Origin of the sequence: Streptomyces sp. A 4/2, from assembly GCF_940670765.1 — a bacterium.
In the GTDB taxonomy this organism is placed as follows: Bacteria; Actinomycetota; Actinomycetes; order Streptomycetales; family Streptomycetaceae; genus Streptomyces.
On record NZ_CALNVW010000036.1, the window covers coordinates 27,671 to 43,477 of the forward strand.

At 70.6% G+C, this 15,807-nt stretch carries 18 protein-coding genes; 6 read left to right on the forward strand and 12 right to left on the reverse strand.

What is annotated here, in order from left to right:
• Nucleotides 1-67: 67 nt before the first annotated feature.
• The 4 genes from NBY69_RS26495 to NBY69_RS26510 form a co-directional block, all read right to left on the reverse strand.
• Nucleotides 68-316 (reverse strand): acyl carrier protein, encoded by a 249-nt coding sequence (locus tag NBY69_RS26495; protein ID WP_250304102.1) that lies wholly within the window; start codon nucleotides 314-316, stop codon nucleotides 68-70.
• Between the two features lie 79 nt (nucleotides 317-395).
• On the reverse strand, nucleotides 396-1,400 hold the full coding sequence (locus NBY69_RS26500; protein ID WP_250304103.1) for a ketoacyl-ACP synthase III: 1,005 nt from the start codon (nucleotides 1,398-1,400) through the stop codon (nucleotides 396-398).
• A 15-nt stretch (nucleotides 1,401-1,415) separates the two neighbouring features.
• The gene (locus tag NBY69_RS26505; protein ID WP_250304105.1) at nucleotides 1,416-2,354 is read right to left on the reverse strand and encodes an ACP S-malonyltransferase; all 939 of its coding nucleotides are present in this window, start codon (nucleotides 2,352-2,354) and stop codon (nucleotides 1,416-1,418) included.
• 89 nt (nucleotides 2,355-2,443) lie between these two features.
• Nucleotides 2,444-3,643, reverse strand: coding sequence for a CdaR family transcriptional regulator (locus NBY69_RS26510; protein WP_250304106.1), 1,200 nt, complete (start codon nucleotides 3,641-3,643; stop codon nucleotides 2,444-2,446).
• A gap of 59 nt (nucleotides 3,644-3,702) precedes the next feature.
• Here NBY69_RS26510 and NBY69_RS26515 point away from each other — a divergent pair, with 59 nt between their 5' ends.
• Entirely contained in the window at nucleotides 3,703-4,359 is a 657-nt protein-coding gene (locus NBY69_RS26515; RefSeq protein ID WP_250304108.1) for a pirin family protein, read from the forward strand.
• 36 nt (nucleotides 4,360-4,395) lie between these two features.
• On the opposite strand, the gene NBY69_RS26520 is transcribed toward NBY69_RS26515, so the two are convergent.
• The 3 genes from NBY69_RS26520 to NBY69_RS26530 all read right to left on the reverse strand — a co-directional run bounded on the left by NBY69_RS26520 (nucleotide 4,396) and on the right by NBY69_RS26530 (nucleotide 6,639).
• Nucleotides 4,396-5,409 (reverse strand): questin oxidase family protein, encoded by a 1,014-nt coding sequence (locus NBY69_RS26520; protein WP_250304110.1) that lies wholly within the window; start codon nucleotides 5,407-5,409, stop codon nucleotides 4,396-4,398.
• 83 nt (nucleotides 5,410-5,492) lie between these two features.
• Nucleotides 5,493-5,831: a DUF397 domain-containing protein gene (locus NBY69_RS26525; protein ID WP_250304112.1), complete on the reverse strand. Its 339-nt coding sequence runs from the start codon at nucleotides 5,829-5,831 to the stop codon at nucleotides 5,493-5,495.
• Nucleotides 5,815-6,639: a helix-turn-helix transcriptional regulator gene (locus NBY69_RS26530; protein WP_250304114.1), complete on the reverse strand. Its 825-nt coding sequence runs from the start codon at nucleotides 6,637-6,639 to the stop codon at nucleotides 5,815-5,817. Before NBY69_RS26530 ends, NBY69_RS26525 begins: the two co-directional genes overlap by 17 nt.
• An 84-nt stretch (nucleotides 6,640-6,723) precedes the next feature.
• On the opposite strand from NBY69_RS26530, the gene NBY69_RS26535 reads away from it, so the two are divergent.
• Nucleotides 6,724-7,182, forward strand: coding sequence for an ATP-binding protein (locus NBY69_RS26535; RefSeq protein ID WP_250304116.1), 459 nt, complete (start codon nucleotides 6,724-6,726; stop codon nucleotides 7,180-7,182).
• Between the two features lie 4 nt (nucleotides 7,183-7,186).
• Here the strand turns inward: NBY69_RS26535 and NBY69_RS26540 are convergent, their stop codons facing one another.
• Together NBY69_RS26540 and NBY69_RS26545 are read right to left on the reverse strand one after the other, a co-directional pair.
• Nucleotides 7,187-8,008: a serine hydrolase gene (locus NBY69_RS26540; protein WP_250304117.1), complete on the reverse strand. Its 822-nt coding sequence runs from the start codon at nucleotides 8,006-8,008 to the stop codon at nucleotides 7,187-7,189.
• 34 nt (nucleotides 8,009-8,042) lie between these two features.
• A complete protein-coding gene (locus NBY69_RS26545; RefSeq protein WP_250304118.1) occupies nucleotides 8,043-8,513 on the reverse strand; it encodes a GNAT family N-acetyltransferase in 471 nt (156 codons plus the stop codon).
• Nucleotides 8,514-8,638: 125 nt separating this feature from the next.
• On the opposite strand from NBY69_RS26545, the gene NBY69_RS26550 reads away from it, so the two are divergent.
• A complete protein-coding gene (locus NBY69_RS26550) occupies nucleotides 8,639-9,112 on the forward strand; it encodes a MerR family transcriptional regulator (RefSeq protein ID WP_250304119.1) in 474 nt (157 codons plus the stop codon).
• A 5-nt stretch (nucleotides 9,113-9,117) separates the two neighbouring features.
• The gene (locus NBY69_RS26555; RefSeq protein WP_250304120.1) at nucleotides 9,118-10,134 is read left to right on the forward strand and encodes an aldo/keto reductase; all 1,017 of its coding nucleotides are present in this window, start codon (nucleotides 9,118-9,120) and stop codon (nucleotides 10,132-10,134) included.
• A 112-nt stretch (nucleotides 10,135-10,246) separates the two neighbouring features.
• Here NBY69_RS26555 and NBY69_RS26560 read toward each other — a convergent pair whose 3' ends face one another.
• Together NBY69_RS26560 and NBY69_RS26565 are read right to left on the reverse strand one after the other, a co-directional pair.
• Nucleotides 10,247-11,095: a DUF4429 domain-containing protein gene (locus NBY69_RS26560; protein WP_250304123.1), complete on the reverse strand. Its 849-nt coding sequence runs from the start codon at nucleotides 11,093-11,095 to the stop codon at nucleotides 10,247-10,249.
• Between the two features lie 111 nt (nucleotides 11,096-11,206).
• Nucleotides 11,207-12,016: a GntR family transcriptional regulator gene (locus NBY69_RS26565; RefSeq protein ID WP_250304124.1), complete on the reverse strand. Its 810-nt coding sequence runs from the start codon at nucleotides 12,014-12,016 to the stop codon at nucleotides 11,207-11,209.
• A gap of 214 nt (nucleotides 12,017-12,230) precedes the next feature.
• Between NBY69_RS26565 and NBY69_RS26570 the strand changes: the two genes are divergently transcribed.
• A complete protein-coding gene (locus NBY69_RS26570; protein WP_250304127.1) occupies nucleotides 12,231-13,568 on the forward strand; it encodes an MFS transporter in 1,338 nt (445 codons plus the stop codon).
• Nucleotides 13,569-13,621: 53 nt separating this feature from the next.
• Entirely contained in the window at nucleotides 13,622-14,575 is a 954-nt protein-coding gene (locus NBY69_RS26575) for a nucleoside hydrolase (RefSeq protein WP_250304129.1), read from the forward strand.
• A 42-nt stretch (nucleotides 14,576-14,617) separates the two neighbouring features.
• Here NBY69_RS26575 and NBY69_RS26580 read toward each other — a convergent pair whose 3' ends face one another.
• On the reverse strand, nucleotides 14,618-15,802 hold the full coding sequence (locus NBY69_RS26580) for an alpha/beta hydrolase (protein ID WP_250304131.1): 1,185 nt from the start codon (nucleotides 15,800-15,802) through the stop codon (nucleotides 14,618-14,620).
• Nucleotides 15,803-15,807 lie beyond the last annotated feature (5 nt).

Here is a 15,807-nt window from a genome sequence, read left to right on the forward strand (position 1 = left end):
CCCCCTCCATCGCCGGTCCCTCCGCATCACGGCGCCACCGCCGGGTGGCGTCAGCCGCGGGCCTGGATCAGGCCTGGTGCTTCAAGATGTACTCGGCAGCATCGCCGACGGTCTTGAGGTTCTTGACGTCGTCGTCGGGGATCTTGACGTCGAAGCGCTCTTCGGCGGCGACGACGACCTCGACCATGGACAGCGAGTCGACGTCCAGGTCGTCGGTGAAGGACTTGTCCAGCTGGACGTCCTCGACCGGGATACCGGCGATCTCGTTGACGATCTCGGCGAGACCGGTGACGATCTCTTCCTGAGTGGCGGCCATGGTGGCGCTCCTTCGATGTGTAACCGTGTGTGACGGGACTTCTGGGGTGTTCGAACGAACCGGATTGCTCCGGAATGCACTAGGGGAGGGTAACGACCGCCGCGGCGTAGACGAGACCCGCCCCGAAGCCGATGACCAGCGCCGTGTCGCCGCTCTTCGCCTGACCGGTCGCCAGGAGCCGCTCCATCGCGAGCGGGATCGAGGCTGCCGAGGTGTTGCCGGTGGTCTCGATGTCACGGGCGACCGTGACGTGCTCCGGCAGCTTCAGTGTCTTCACCATCGAGTCGATGATCCGCATGTTGGCCTGGTGCGGGATGAAGACGTCCAGGTCGTCCGCGGTGATTCCGGCCGCGTCCAGCGCCTGCTGGGCAACCTTCGCCATCTCGAACACGGCCCAGCGGAACACCGCTTGGCCCTCCTGCGTGATCGCAGGGAACTTGGCGCGGCCCTTGCCGTCCCGGTAGTCCGTCCAGGGCACGGTCTGCTTGATGGTCTCGGACTTGTCGCCCTCGGAGCCCCATACCGTGGGCCCTATGCGCGGCTCGTCGGAGGGGCCGACCACGACCGCGCCCGCGCCGTCGCCGAAGAGGAAGGCCGTCGCGCGGTCCTCCAGGTCGGTGAGGTCGCTGAGCCGCTCGACGCCGATGACGAGTACGTACTCGGCGGAGCCCTCGACGACCATGCCCTTGGCGAGCGTCAGTCCGTAACCGAAGCCCGCGCAGCCGGCGGAGATGTCGAAGGCCGGGGCCTTGTCGGTGCCGAGCTTGTGCGCGATCTCGGTGGCGATGGCCGGGGTCTGCTTGAAGTGCGAGACGGTCGAGACGATCACCCCGCCGATCTGGTCGGCGGTGATTCCGGCGTCGGCGATGGCCTTGCCGGACGCCTCGATGGACATCGCTGCCACGGTCTCCTCGTCGGAGGCCCAGTGGCGGGTCGCGATGCCGGAGCGGGAGCGGATCCACTCGTCGGACGAGTCGATCGTCTCCAGGATCACCTCGTTGGGCACCACCCGGGTCGGGCGGTAGCCGCCGACGCCCATGATGCGTGCGTACGGGGAGCCCTGGCTGGGCTTGATCTTCGCCATGCTCTCTCGGACTCCTTAGGCCCCGGCCGCGTCAGCGGCAGGTGATTGGGTCTCGGCGATGAGGGCGCGGGCCGCGTCGAGGTCGTCGGGTGTCTTCAGCGCCAGCGTCCGTACGCCCGGCATGGCGCGCTTGGCGATGCCCACGAGGGTGCCGCCGGGGCAGACCTCGATGAGCGCGGTGGCGCCCAGCTCCTGGAAGGTCTCCATGCACAGGTCCCACCGCACCGGGTTCGAGACCTGGTTGACCAGACGGGCGATGACATCGGCGCCGCCGGTGACCACCTTGCCGTCGGCGTTCGACACGTACGGCACGGCCGGATCGGCGACGGTCAGGTCCTGCGCGGCGCTGCCGAGCCCGGCGACCGCCGGAGCCATGTGGCGCGTGTGGAAGGCGCCCGCGACCTTGAGCGGCAGGACGCGTCGTACGCCCTCCGGCTTGTCCTCGGCGAGCGCGGCGAGCTGTTCGGCGGTGCCCGCGGCCACGATCTGGCCCGCACCGTTCACGTTCGCCGGGGTCAGCCCGAGCTTCTCCAGGTGCGGCAGGACGACCTCGGGGTCGCCGCCGAGCAGCGCGGCCATCCCGGTCTCCGTGACGGCGGCGGCCTCGGCCATGGCGAGCCCGCGCGTCCGTACGAAACCGAGCGCGGCGGTGTCGTCCAGGACACCGGCGAAAGCGGCGGCCGTGATCTCGCCGACGCTGTGTCCGGCGACGGCGCCGGGCACGAGGTCACCCAGCGCGGCGGCGGACAGCAGACCGGCGGCGACCAGCAGCGGCTGGGCCACGGCGGTGTCGCGGATGGCGTCCGCGTCGGCCTTCGTGCCGTAGTGGGCAAGGTCGAGCCCGATGGCGTCCGACCACGCGGCGATGCGGTCGGCAGCGCCGGGGAGGTCGAGCCAGGGAGTCAGGAAGCCGGGCGTCTGAGCGCCTTGGCCGGGAGCGACGAGTACGAGCACCCTCACACTCTCTCTTGTGGATGGCCCCGAACGCCCGTGGGGACAGGGACGAAGAACCGTCGGGGTAATTGTTGGTGTCCGACAAAAGTCTAGAGCTGCGTATCCCCGTCGGCCAGGCGCCCCAGGATGAGCGCGATTCGCAGCGTGAACGCCGAGCGCACATCGGACGGCGACCACCCGGTGACGTCGGTCACACGTCGCAGCCGGTAGCGGACGGTGTTGGGGTGCACGAACAGCATCCTGGCCGCGCCTTCGAGGCTGCTCGCCTGCTCCAGATAGACACTCAGCGTCTCCAGGAGAGCCGAACCGGCTTCCTCCAGCGGTCTGTAGATCTCCTCCACCAACTGCTCGCGCGCGGCCGGGTCGGAGGCGATGGCGCGCTCCGGCAGCAGATCGTCGGCGAGCACCGGGCGCGGCGCGTCCTGCCAGGCGTACCCGGCTTTCAGCCCGGCGGCTGCCGCCTGCGCGGACCTGGTGGCGGCCAGCAGATCGGGCACGATCGGCCCGGCGACCACCGGGCCCGCCGCGTACGGACCGATCAGCGCCTTGGCGACCTGGAGCGGGTTGTCGTTGCCGCCCGCGATGACGACGAGCCGGTTGCCGAGCACCCCGGTCAGCACCTGGACCTTGGCGTGCCGCGCGGCGCGGCGGATCGCCTCGACGGTCAGTTCGCTGTCGCCCTCGGGCGCGGTGCCGAGAATCACGCAGACGTGGTCGGGGGAGTTCCACCCCAGCGCGGCGGCGCGGGACACGGCCCCCTCGTCCGCTTCGCCGGACAACACCGCGTTGACCACCAGGGATTCCAGCCTGGCGTCCCACGCGCCACGGGCCTCGGCCGCCTGCGCGTACACCTGTGCGGTCGCGAAGGCGATCTCCCGGGCGTACACCAGCAGCGCCTCGCGGAGGATCGACTCGTCACCGGGCGCGGCGACTTCCTCGATCGCGGTCTCCATGACCTCGATCGTGGTGCGCACCATCTCGACGGTCTGCCGCAGGGTGATCGCCCGGGTCAGCTCGCGCGGCGCGGTGCCGAACACATCGGTGGAGATGGCCTGCGGCGCCTCGGGATGCCGGAACCACTCGGTGAACGCGGCGATACCGGCCTGGGCGACCAGGCCGATCCAGGACCGGTTCTCCGGAGGCATCGCCCGGTACCACGGCAACGTCTCGTCCATCCGGGCGATCGCGTTCGCCGAGAGCCGGCCGGAGGACTGTTCCAGCCGCTTCAGGGTCGCGGCATGCGGGTGTGCGGCATGGGGTGCGGGCTGCGCGGAATCGGGTGGGGGCACGTGCACAAGACTGCCTTATCGGGACGTCGGCACAGCGCGGCGGGGCTACGGTGGGCTGCGTGATTGATGTACGGCGCTCCGGCGAGCGCTACCGCGGAGGCGACCCGCAGGCCGGTATCGACTCCCTGCACGCCTTCTCGTTCGGCACCTTCTACGATCCGGACAACCTCCGCTTCGGCCCGGTCCTCGCCTGCAACGAGGAACGGCTCGCACCCGGCGCGGGCTTCGACGAGCACCCGCACAGCCACACCGAGATCGTCACCTGGGTGACCGAGGGCGAACTCACCCACCGCGACTCGACGGGCCGTACGACGCTGGTGCGCGCGGGCGACGTCCAGCACCTCTCCTCGGCGGGCGGGGTCCGCCACGAGGAGCGCAACGAGGGCCCGGATCCTCTGGTCTTCGTCCAGATGTGGCTCACCCCGCTGAAGCCGGGCGGCGACCCGTCGTACGAGATCGTGCACGGCATCGCGGACTCCACGCCGTACGCGGTACCGGCGGCGGGCGCCCTGCTCTCCGTCCGCAGACTGGCCACCGGCGAGCGCACGGCGGTGCCGGATTCGCCGGGGGTGTACGTCCATGTCGTACGGGGTGAAGTCGGCCTCGGCGGTGAGCAGTTTGGGCCTGGCGACTCGGCGCGGATCACCGGACCCGAGGACCTGGAGCTGACGGCGTTGCGGCCCGCCGAGGTGCTGATCTGGGAATTCGCGCTCTAGCAGGCTGTCGGTCTGTCGGACATGCCAGGACCGCGCCTATACGAGCGGTTCGCTCAGCTCGATGGAGCGCAGAGCCGCAGCCAGGGCCCGTTCGTCGCCGATGTCGAGGGCCGTGTCGGTCAGCTTGATGACATGTTCGTCGCCGTGCGCCAGCGCCCGTTCGAAGACCTCTTCGGCGGTGACGGTGCCCGGCGGGACGTACGCGACCGGGGCCGTGGATGCGTACATCGCGGTCACCGCCGCGGAAGCCGTCCAGGCGGCCCGCAGGCTCGGCACCCACAGGGACTGCGGGAGCGCGGGCAGGGTGCGCAGCACCGCGTTGGGGGCTGTGGCCGCGTGGACCAGCATCGTCTCCTCGCCGTGGCCGTGAGTGGCGTACCGGTGGGTGGCCGCCTGCACCAGCTCGGTGAGGCGCCTGCGTGCTTCGTCCGGGTCCGTGATCGCGGCTGCCCACACCGGCATGCCCGTGACGCGGCTGAACCGGTCGGCGAAGCCGCCCTCCTGGTCGGCGATCGGTGCCACCGCGTCGAGGGCGGCGGCTGCGCTGTCGGCGCCGGGCAGCGCGGCGAGGTGGTCCGCGACGGGGTGGTAACGGGCGGCCCAGTAACCGAGGCCATGGGCGAGTTCGAGCAGCCGCGGCTCGGTCTCCTCGCTGGTCAGAAGAGTGCGTACGGAGTGTCCCACCCGGATCACCGGATGGGTGGAGCCGCCGTACATGCCGGGCAGGAGACGGGGCCACCACGCGGTGAGCACGTCGCGCCAGGGGCGCTCGGCGATCTCGCGGCCGAAGTAGTCGATCCAGTCGGCGGCGCGGCGCGAATCACCCAGCGCCGAGCGCCAGTTGGCGGCCGTGACCGGCTCGATCCCGGACGGGAACTCCTCAAGCTTGGGCGCGTACAGGTCGAGCCACCGGTGCACCGAGCCGGCCCGACCGTGCGCGGCCAGGGCCTCGACGGCCATGGGCGCGTGATTGGTGAGCCGCCCGAGCCGCTCGGGCCCTGAAGTGTGCAGTCGCTGAAGCGCCTCGTCGAGAATGCCGGTCGTATCCATGGCACGGACGCTAGGCGAGGCGCCATGGCGGCGTAACGGGCGGAAGCCTTAGGACCGGTCCTAGTCCTGTCGTCCGCGAGGTCCTAGCGGAGCCCGTCCACGAAGGCCTGCCAGGCTCCCGCGTGGATGAACAGGGTGGGTCCGGCGGGGTTCTTGCTGTCCCGGACCGGGACGGCGCCGGGGAGGCCGTCGGCCACCTCGACGCAATCACCGCCGGTGCTTCCGCTGTACGTCGACTTCCGCCACGCCGCGCCGTCGGTCACGGTGCACTCCACGCATTCGCCGCCGTTGGTGCCGCTGTACGACGACTTGCGCCACGCCGCGCCGTCGGTCACCGTGCACTCGACGCAGTCACCGCCGTTGGTGCCGCTGTACGACGACTTGCGCCAGTGCGCTCCGGTCAGGTTATGACGGGTCCCCATAACGTTCCTCCATCACGCGAGCGATCAGTGTCGCCGAGTCCTCGGGGGAGAGGGCAGTGGCTTGCAGGCGAGCGTAACCGACCGAACGCTCCTTGATCACTTGAGGATTGGCCGTCATGTGCCCCTGGTCGTAGCTCTCCACATAGAAGAGGTCGGGGTCATCGTCCAGCCGAAGAAGTGTGAACGAGCCCATCATCGCAGTGTGTTGGCCAACTGAGAACGGAAGAACCTGGATCTGCACCCACGGATCGTCCCGGAACTTCAACAGGCGGGCCAGTTGCCTGCGCATGACGTCCCGTCCGCCGACCTCCTGGAGCAGTACGGCCTCGCTCAGGATGATCCACAGGGCAGGCGGATTCTCGCCCTCCAGGATTCGCTGACGCTCCAGCCGGGCTGCCACCATCTCGTCGACCTTGCCCGGGTGGTCGACGCCGAGCAGGGCCCGCGCATACTCCTCCGTCTGAAGCAGCCCGTACACCAACTGCGCCTGGTACGTGGAGATGTACGCCGCGCGGGCCTCCATCTCCGCGTACGGCTGGAACCAGGTGGGCAACTGGCTCCGCAGGACCAGGCCGACCAGCCGGGAGAACGTCCCGTCCGTGCCGAGTGCCGCGTCCACCCGTTCGGAGAAGTCGCGGGTGGGGATCTTCTTCGTGGTCTCGACCTGGCCGACCAGGGAGCCCGTGCAGAACATGATGTCGCCGAGCTGAGCCTGTCTGAGGTTGTTGGCCTCGCGCTGGCGGCGGAGCTCCCAGCCGTAGTAGTCCAACGGGGAAGCGCTGGGGTCGAGCGAGTGGATGTTGGCCACGACGGGCACCTCCGGCCTGCAACGCCTCGCGGCGTTCGGTTCAGTTCGTGGCCGAGCGTAATCGAAGCGTTGCACTCTGGGGTCATGAATGATGCAACTGGTCTGTCGGCGGACGCCGCTGAGGAGATCTACCGCGCTGCCCTCGCGGTGAACGAGCACTCGGCGCGGCACCTGCGCCGCCTCCTGCGCCTGTACCTCACCGGCTGGGACCTGCTGGAAGTGGCCGACGCGGCCGAGTTGGCGCTCACCGAGCTGATCGCCAACGTCGTACGGCACGTCCCCGGCCGCTGCTGTCAGGCGTGCATCCTGCTGCTTCCGGCCGGGGGCGTGCGGGTCGAGGTCGCGGACGGTTCGCCCCGACTGCCCTGCGTGGTCATGGGGGATGAGCTCGACGAGGGCGGGCGCGGGCTGCTCCTGGTCGCCGCTCTCACCGACAGCTGGGGTGTGGAGCTGCGCCGCGACGGGTGCGGCAAGACGGTGTGGTTCGAGTGTCTGGCCGCGAAAGCGGCCGACGCGCCCGTGCCGGGGACGGCCGGGGCGTGACGCGTCACCGTACGGTACGGACCTCCGCGAGTACCGCGTCCGTGAACGGCGGCCAGGCATCGATCGCCCACGGCCCGAAGTCGCGGTCGGTCAGGGCGACACAGGCGGCCCCCGCGTCCGGGTCGACCCAGAGGAAGGTGCCCGACTGGCCGAAGTGGCCGAAGGTGCGCGGGGACGACGAACTGCCTGTCCAGTGCGGGGACTTGGTGGTGCGGATCTCGAAGCCGAGGCCCCAGTCGTTCGGGTTCTGCAGACCGTAGCCCGGCAGGACGCCCTTCAGCCCGGGGTGCACCACCGAGGTGGCCTCGGCGACGGTGCGCGGGTCGAGGAGGCGCGGTGCCTGGAGCTCGGCGGCGAACCGGGCGAGGTCGTCCACGCTCGACACGGCGTCCTTGGCGGGGGAGCCGTCCAGCGAGGTCGACACCATCCCGAGCGGTTCGAGCACCGCCTGGTGGAGGTAGTCCGCGAAGGGGATGTCGGTGGCCCGGGTGAGGTGGTCGCCGAGCGCCTCGAAGCCCGCGTTGGAGTAGATGCGGCGCTCACCGGGGCCCGCCATCACCCGCTGCTCGTCGAAGGCCAGCCCGCTGGTGTGGGCGAGCAGGTGCCGGACGGTGGCGCCGGGGGGACCTGCGGGCTCGTCCAGTTCGATCGCGCCCTCCTCGTACGCCACGAGCACGGCGTAGGCGGCGAGCGGCTTGGTGACCGAGGCGAGCGGGAAGCGGCGTCCGGTCGGGCCGTGCGTACCGGCGAGGGCGCCGTCCGCTCGTACGACGGCAGCGGCCACCGTGGGTACCGGCCAGTTCTCGGTCATCGCCAGACTCTTCATGGGGAACGAGCCTAACGACCCCGGTGTACGTGCCTCACCGCAAGGTCAGCCGCATCGCCGGATCGGGGGTCCGGACGAATCCGAGCGAGGTGTACAGCGGCTCGCCGTCGGACGAGGCGCGCAGATCCACCTTGGGGACGCCGCGCTCCCGGAACCAGCCGAGCAGCGCTTCCATGCAGCCCCGGGAGAAGCCGCGTCGGCGCATGTCCTCGTCGGTGGCGACGCTGAAGACGTAACCGGACGTCCCGTGGGGATTGCCGGGGCCGCCCAGCCGGTACTCGATGGTGCCGACCACGCACGCCGCCAGTCCGCCGTCCGGCCGGTCGACGACGAACGCGGTGAGATCGCCCGTCGGATCGGCGAGCCTCTTGCGGAGCGTCTCGACGGCGGCGGGCTGCCAGCTGACGTCGGGGTCCGGTGCCGGGGAGAGGGAGTCCTGCATGATCTTGCGCAGGCGTACCAGTTCGGAGGCGTCGTCGGGTGTCGCGCGGCGGATGGTGCTCATGGTCCGGCAGGCTAACGGCTCGGTGCGGGACCTGGCCAGGAAGTTCTGCGCGGTTCCGCTTGCTTGGAGTGCACTCCAGGCAATTAGCGTTGAGGTCGTTGCGAGGATGAAGGAGCTGGGACCGCATGACTGTGACCGCCACCGTTCCCGAGGCCGTGCGCGAGTCCGCCAGGGAGGACCTCTGCGTGGCCCCGCCGGTGGTGGGCCGTCGCCCCGACGGCCAGGACCAGTACACGATCAGCGAGGCCGTCGCCTTCACCGGTCTCACCGCGCACACCCTGCGCTGGTACGAAAGGATCGGGCTGATGCCGCACATCGACCGGTCGCACACCGGCCAGCGGCGCTTCACCAATCACGACCTGGACTGGCTCTCGTTCGTCGGCAAGCTGCGGCTGACGGGAATGCCGGTCGCGAGCATGGTCCGGTACGCGGAACTCGTCCGTGAGGGCGAGGGCACCGCCGAGGCGCGGAAGGAACTGCTGGAGCAGACCCGCACGGATGTGCGTGCACGCATCGCGGAGCTCCAGGACACGCTCTCCGTACTCGACTTCAAGATCGGCACTTATACGGACGCCCAGCGGGCGTCGGAGAGGGTCTGAACCCGATGAGCATCGAGAAGATCGCCAAGGTACGGCTGGGCCACGACGGACCCGAAGTGGGTGTACAGGGCTTCGGCGCCATGGGCATCAGCGAGTTCTACGGGGACACGGACGAGGCGGCGGCCCGGGACACCCTGGAGGCCACGGTCGAGGCCGGCGTCACCCTGATCGACACGGCCGACATCTACGGCGAGGGCGCCAACGAGACGTTCCTGGCGCCGTTCGTCGCCGCCCACCGCGACGAGATCACCCTGGCCACCAAGTTCGCCGTCGAGCGGCGCCCGGACGACCCGCACTACCGGGGCGTACGCAACGACGCCGCGTACATCAGGCAGGCCGTCGACCGCAGCCTGAGCCGGCTGGGCGTCGACGTGATCGACCTCTACTACATGCACCGCCGTACCCCCGAGGTGCCGCTGTCCGAGTCCGTCGGAGCGATGGGCGAACTGGTCAAGGCGGGCAAGGTCAAGTACCTGGGGCTGAGCGAGGTGACCGGGGCGGAGCTGCGCGAGGCCCACGCCGTGCACCCGATCACCGCCGTGCAGTCCGAGTGGTCGCTGTTCAGCCGGGACGTGGAGATCAGCCTGGTCGGCGCCGCCGCCGCACTCGGGGTGGCCGTCGTGCCGTACTCCCCGCTGGGGCGCGGCTTCCTGACCGGGGCGTTCGCGGACGCGTCCAAGGACCTGGCGGGCAGCGACTTCCGCAAGCTCCAGCCCCGCTTCACCGGCGACAACGCCGCGGCGAACGCGGCGCTCCTCGAACCCGTGCACAAGATCGCCGCGGCGCACGGTGCGACCGCCGCGCAGGTGGCCCTGGCCTGGGTGCAGCAGCGGGCCGAGGTGCACGGGCTCACCGTGGTGCCGATCCCCGGTACCCGTAAGCGCAGCCGGCTGCTGGAGAACACCGGCGCCACCCGGCTCCGGCTGACCGACGGGGAACTGGCCCTGCTGGAGCCGATCGCGGCACAGGTCAAGGGCGACCGCTACCCGGACATGTCGTCGACCTCGGCGGCTCGCGAGTAGCCGGACAGGATCGGACCGGACCGGAACCGGAGGGGGCCCGTGGTGTGCGGGCCCCCTCCGGCGTGGGGCGGGCGTACGGCGGGGAGCACGCTCGCTGTCGTGCACCGGGCCGTCACAACTCGGCGAGCAGGTCCGCCTTCTTCGCGGTGAACTCGTCGTCGGTGACCAGGCCGGAGTGGTGCAGCTCGCTCAAATGCCGTATGCGCTCCGCGATCTCCGCGGGACCGCACCGCCCGGCGGCGGCGGGCACCGGCGCCGGGCGTGAGTGGCGGGCCGCCCCCAGGACGGCTGCGGCGAACGGCAGCGACTCGTGCACCGGTCCGTAACCGAGGCCGAACACGACCGCCGAGGGGTCCTGATCCGCCTGCTCCACACCGTCCTCGCCGTGCCGCCGCAGCCGCAGGTAGCCGTCGACGGCATCCGGGGAGCGCCAGTCGACACCGGTCAGCTCCGACACGGGGAAGTTCTGGTCGCCGCACTTCCACTTGGCGGACGACGCGCCTGTCCGGGACCACCGGAAGGAGACCTGCGCGCCGTCGAAGGACGCCTTGCCGTCGTACGCCTTGAAGTGGCGCGGCGCCTCGGGCGCGGCGACCAGGAACCGCTCGGCCGGTTCCTTCGCCTCCGGCACGAGCCGGGTGGCCAACTCCTCGGCGTAGTACGAGGCCTGGGGCTCCCGCGCCGCGGGCAGCACCAGGCGGTACGGGTCGCACCCCTCCTTCAGCTGCCCGGAGGCCGCCTCCATCAAGGGGTCGGCGCCCACGCGTGGCACCGCGCGCAGGATCACCGTCCCGCGTCTGCCCCCCGTCAGCGTCACGGACTCCAACGCCTCGTGGGGGATGCGTCGCTGACGCAGCGCCTGGAAGAGCTTCGGCGTGCGAATCCCCCGTTCGAAGCGGATGAGCACGGAGTCGCTCGCGAACTCCCAGGTGGCTTGATTTCCGGCCAGCACATCACCCATGTGCCACATCGTAGGGGGCGTGCGCCCGCGCGTCGCCCCTCGGCGCCGTACCTGATTCACCTGGGGTCCACGCGCGTGGAGCGCCCGGGACCAGGCTGACCGCGGTTGCCTTCAGGGGCGCGTGGGGGCAGCGCCGGGCTGAGGCTGCTGGAGGATGGAGAGCGGGTCACTGGTGGGGGCGACGAGGTATTTGGCCAGATAGGCCGGGGTTCCGGCCAACATCGCGGTCTGCGTGAGGACGAGGACCGGATCGGACGGGCGCAGCCCGAGGAGCTTGCCGCGGGTGGCTCCGGCGATGCCCGCCGTGACCGTGCATTCGCCGGGACCGAAGACCGGGCCGAGCATGCCCGTCATGGCGCTGAGCAGAGTGCGGTCGGTGTCGTGCAGCTCCTGCATGCGGGCGGCCACCACGGGGGAGAGGTCGCGGAGGTCCGAACCGGCCGGGATGTGCTCCTGGACCAGGGCCAGCGGCTCCTCGCCGCGGAGCAGGCGGGTCTCGCAGAACCAGGTGTTGCTGTCCTCGTCGAGCTTGAGGCCGTTCATGACGAAGTCGGTGGTCCGCTGGAGGGCCATCTCCACGCGCTCCTGGCGCACGGGCTGTCCAGGGGTGGCGAGCGTGTCCTCGAAAGGCTGCAGCTGCTCCAGGCCCGGACGCGGAAGCACCTGACTGACGAAGCGTCCCACCCCGCGACGGGTGCGGATGAGCCCGTCCTCCTCCAGCAGCATGAGCGCCTCCCGCACCACCGTGCGGCTCACCCCGAGGGCGACGCCGAGGTCGACCTCCTTGGGCAGGGCCGAGCCCAGGGGGAAGACCTGGTCGCGGATGCCGTGCGCGAGGCGCGAGTAGACCGCCACCCGCAGCGGCTGTCCGACGGGAACGGTCATGGGCTCGGCCAGAAAACCGTCGACGGTGACAGCCAAGGCACACCTCGCTTCGCTACGGGCTGGTAGTCGGCTCCATCTAACCAGAATTCACACACTAGACGCATGTCGGACCGAGAGGTATAACATCTCACATCAGCCAACAGTGTGACTCAATGTAACGATGAGGTTCCTTGTGAACACAGGCAGTCCAGGACTCAGAGACGCAAACCAGCTGGAAAACGGTGGAAAAGCACCCCTGCAAGGGGGGAAGGTGACCGCTCTCGTGGCGGCGCTGTTGCTGAGCGTCATCGCCTACCAGTTGAACGCCAGCATGATCACCCCCGCACTGCCGGAGATGGCGCGGGCACTCGGGGGGAGCGTGGGGGACATCTCCCAGGTCTCCTCGCTGTTCTTCCTGGCCGGAGCGATCTGCGGTGTCGTCCTCAGCCGCGTCAGCGATTTCTGGGGGCGCCGCCGGATACTCCTCGCGGTCCTGGCCGTGACCACCGTCGGCACGATCCTGTGCATCGCCGCCCCGAACCTGCCGGTCCTGCTCACCGGCCGGGTCCTCCAGGGTGCGTCGAGCTCCGCCTTCCAGATCGCGTACGTCGTCCTCAACGAGCGGCTCAGCAAGAAGGTCTTCGCCGCCGCTCTCGGCGTGATCACCGCGATCAACGGCGGTGTCGGCGGTGTGGACGGCCTGTTCGGCGGCTGGCTCTCCGACGCCTTCGGCTACCGGTCGATCTTCGCCGTCATCCTGGTCGTCGGAATCGCCGCGGCGGGCTGCGTGGCCCTCGTCCTGCCCAAGGACGGTCCGCCGGTGACGGCCGGCCGGATGGACTGGTGGGGCGCCGGCGCCCTGTCGATCGCCCTGTACTGCGTCACCTATCTCGTCTCGCACGGCTTCGCCGACGGCTGGGACAGCGCGAGCACCCTCGGATACCTGGCGGGCACCGTCGTCTCGGCGGTCGCCTTCGGGTTCATCGAGCGGCGCAGGACCACCCCGCTGATCGCCCTGAGCCACCTCAAGTCCCGTGAGGTGTGGCCCGTCATCGCGACGACCGTCGTCGTCCTGTCCGGGATCTTCGCGGTCATCAACTTCACCGTCGTCGTCATCAGCCAGAACCCGGAGACCGGCTTCGGCCTGTCCGCCACGGAATCGTCCCTGCTCTTCCTCACCCCGGCAGCGCTGATCGGCCTGGCCGCCGCCCCGATGGCGGGATGGCTGGCCGACCGGAAGGGCTGGCTCGGTACCCTCCGCGTCGGCCTCGTACTGAGCATCGTGGGCCTGTGCGTGATCGCCGCCTTCCCGCTGCAGAAGTGGACCGTCTTCGCGGCGGTCGCCTTCCTCGGCATCACGTACAACGGCCTCGTCCTGACCACGCTGAACGGCCTGGGCGTCCTCAACTCACCCAAGGACGCGCCCGCGGCGCTGCCCGGCCTCAACAGCGCCGCCTTCGGGACCGGCGCGAGCATCGGCATCGGCCTCGTCGCTCCGTACGCCACCCGCGGCACCCTCGGCGGCTACAGCACCGCCCTGTGGATCTCCGTGGGTATCACCGTCCTGGCGCTGGCCACCAGCCTCTTCATCACCCGGCGCGAGGACTGACCCGTCCCGCCGACGGGTCCCGCACCATCCGCAACCGACACCAAGGAACCGCCATGACAGCCCAGCCGCTCTACTTCGACTGCGACACCGGCATCGACGACTCGATGGCCCTCGCCTACCTGCTGGCCTCCCCGGAGATCGAACTGGTCGGCGTCGGCACCGTCAGCGGCAACGTCGACTCCGCGCAGGCGGCCCGCAACACCCTGGCGCTCATCCAGCTGGCCGGCCGGGACGACATCCCCGTCGCCGTCGGCGCCGCCGATCCCCAGGCCGGTACCTACAACGGTGCTGTCCCGCACATCCACGGCCACAACGGCATAGGCGACATCACCGTCCCCGACTCCACCCGGCCGGCCGTCCCCCGGCACGCGGCGGACCTGATCATCCATCTCGCCCGCGTCCACCAGGGGAAGTTGCGGCTGCTGACCACCGGCCCGCTCACCAACATCGCCGAGGCGCTCCGCCGGGAGCCCGAACTGCCCTCGCTGGTCAAGGACATCACCATCATGGGCGGCGCGGCCCACCAGAGCGGAAACGTCTCCCCGGTCACCGAGGCCAACATCGGCAACGACCCCGAGGCCGCCGCCGAGGTCCTCGCCGCGCCCTGGGACATCACGCTCGTCCCGCTCGACGTGACCCTCGCGCACACCCTCGAAGAAGCCGACCGTCAGCTCCTGCTCGACTCCGGCCGCCCGCTGCCGACCGCCCTGGGCGAGATGCTCGACCTCTACTTCGAGTTCCACCGGGACACCTACGGCCGCCGCTGCTGCGCCCTGCACGACCCCCTCGCCGCGGCCATCGCCGTCGGAGGTGTGGTGCCCACCCTCGCGCCCGTCGTCGATGTGGTGGTCGACGACACCCGGGGTCCCGGCCGCGGCCAGACCATCTGCGACCTGCGCGGCCAGTTCCGTGACTATCCGCCGCAGCCCGGTGCGCACTGCCGTGTCGTCCTGGAGACCGGACCCGACACCGCAGCCCACCTCGTCCGGCGGCTCCTCACCCTCTGACCGGCCCGGCCGGCGGCCCGCCGGCCGCCGGTCCGCAACCGGTCAGCTGTGACAGGTGTCGCTGCCGTTGGCGCAGCTGACCGCGTCGAACTCGCCGGTGCCCACCGCGGCGAAGTTGCGGAGGCTCTCGGTACCTGGCGCGAAATAGCCGGTGTGGCCGTGCGCCTGTCCGGCCGAGACGATCCGGGCGCCGAACTGGGGCGCGACCGGGTCGGCGCCGTGGCCGAGGCCGCCGACGTCCAGGTGCGGCACGTCCTGGATCCAGTCGTCGCTGTCCCGCATCGCCCACACCCGGGCGTCCGTGTCCAGCTGACCCGCGTTCTCGACCCGCATCCCCGGGCTGCCCGCCACGGCGATGTCGGTGACGCGCGGGGGCAGGTCATGGGCGGCGACCCCGCACAGCACCGAACCGTAGCTGTGGCAGAACAGCGCGACGGGCGCGTCACCGGGCAGCGAGTCGACGAGTGCGTGGAGCCGCAGGGACCCCTCCGCCGCGAGCCGTCCGATGGCCGCGTCCACGCCGAGCCCGACGGGCGTGGTGTAGTCGGCCCAGGCGATGACCGCGGTCCGGGAACCCGGGGCCGCGCTGTGCTCGGCCGCGTACAGCGAGGTCGCCATGCCCACCGGAGCGGTGTACGGGTTCTTGGACTTCTGGAAGGTCAGCAGATTGGTGTCGACGCCCGGCACCACGATCGAGATGTGCCGGGCGCGCGGCAGATCGCCGATGACCTCGGCCACCCGGCCGGTCCCGGTCGGATCGAACGCCAGGATCTGCCGGCCGGGCTGCAGCAGTGCGGTGTAGCGGTCGTACGTGCGCCGGGCGTCCTGATGGCCCAGTTCGCTGAGCGACGGATCGGTCAGCCGCTGCCGCTCCGAGGTGCGTGCCTGGCGGAGCGCGTCCTGGTTGGCCTGGTAACGCAAGGTCACCGGGGCGCCGTTCAGATTGCCGACGACCAACGGATAGCGGTCGGCGAGCCGGCTGCGCTCGGCAGCCGTGAGCCCGGCGAAGAAGCGCGCCAGCCGGTACGGCGACGCACTCGTCGGCGGCAGCGGGTGCCCCGCCAGAGAGCCTTTGCCCCAGGCGGTGAGTGCGGCCTGGCGGGGTCCGGCGGTTCTCTGGTGGTGCACGGCGGTCCAGCCGGTGGTTGCCAGCATCACGAACACCACCGCGAGCGCGAGCAGCGTGCGCCAGACGGTCAGAGTGGGGGAGGAGTCGAAGGAAGTCACTGCCC

Excerpts from the sequence above, each read along its gene's own strand:
- NBY69_RS26495 (WP_250304102.1), bottom strand. The coding sequence starts at position 316 with ATGGCCGCCACTCAGGAAGAGATCGTCACCGGTCTCGCCGAGATCGTC.
- NBY69_RS26500 (WP_250304103.1), bottom strand. The coding sequence starts at position 1,400 with ATGGCGAAGATCAAGCCCAGCCAGGGCTCCCCGTACGCACGCATCATG.
- NBY69_RS26520 (WP_250304110.1), bottom strand. The coding sequence starts at position 5,409 with ATGGATACGACCGGCATTCTCGACGAGGCGCTTCAGCGACTGCACACT.
- NBY69_RS26525 (WP_250304112.1), bottom strand. The coding sequence starts at position 5,831 with ATGGGGACCCGTCATAACCTGACCGGAGCGCACTGGCGCAAGTCGTCG.
- NBY69_RS26535 (WP_250304116.1), top strand. The coding sequence starts at position 6,724 with ATGAATGATGCAACTGGTCTGTCGGCGGACGCCGCTGAGGAGATCTAC.
- NBY69_RS26540 (WP_250304117.1), bottom strand. The coding sequence starts at position 8,008 with ATGAAGAGTCTGGCGATGACCGAGAACTGGCCGGTACCCACGGTGGCC.
- NBY69_RS26545 (WP_250304118.1), bottom strand. The coding sequence starts at position 8,513 with ATGAGCACCATCCGCCGCGCGACACCCGACGACGCCTCCGAACTGGTA.
- NBY69_RS26550 (WP_250304119.1), top strand. The coding sequence starts at position 8,639 with ATGACTGTGACCGCCACCGTTCCCGAGGCCGTGCGCGAGTCCGCCAGG.
- NBY69_RS26555 (WP_250304120.1), top strand. The coding sequence starts at position 9,118 with ATGAGCATCGAGAAGATCGCCAAGGTACGGCTGGGCCACGACGGACCC.
- NBY69_RS26560 (WP_250304123.1), bottom strand. The coding sequence starts at position 11,095 with ATGGGTGATGTGCTGGCCGGAAATCAAGCCACCTGGGAGTTCGCGAGC.
- NBY69_RS26575 (WP_250304129.1), top strand. The coding sequence starts at position 13,622 with ATGACAGCCCAGCCGCTCTACTTCGACTGCGACACCGGCATCGACGAC.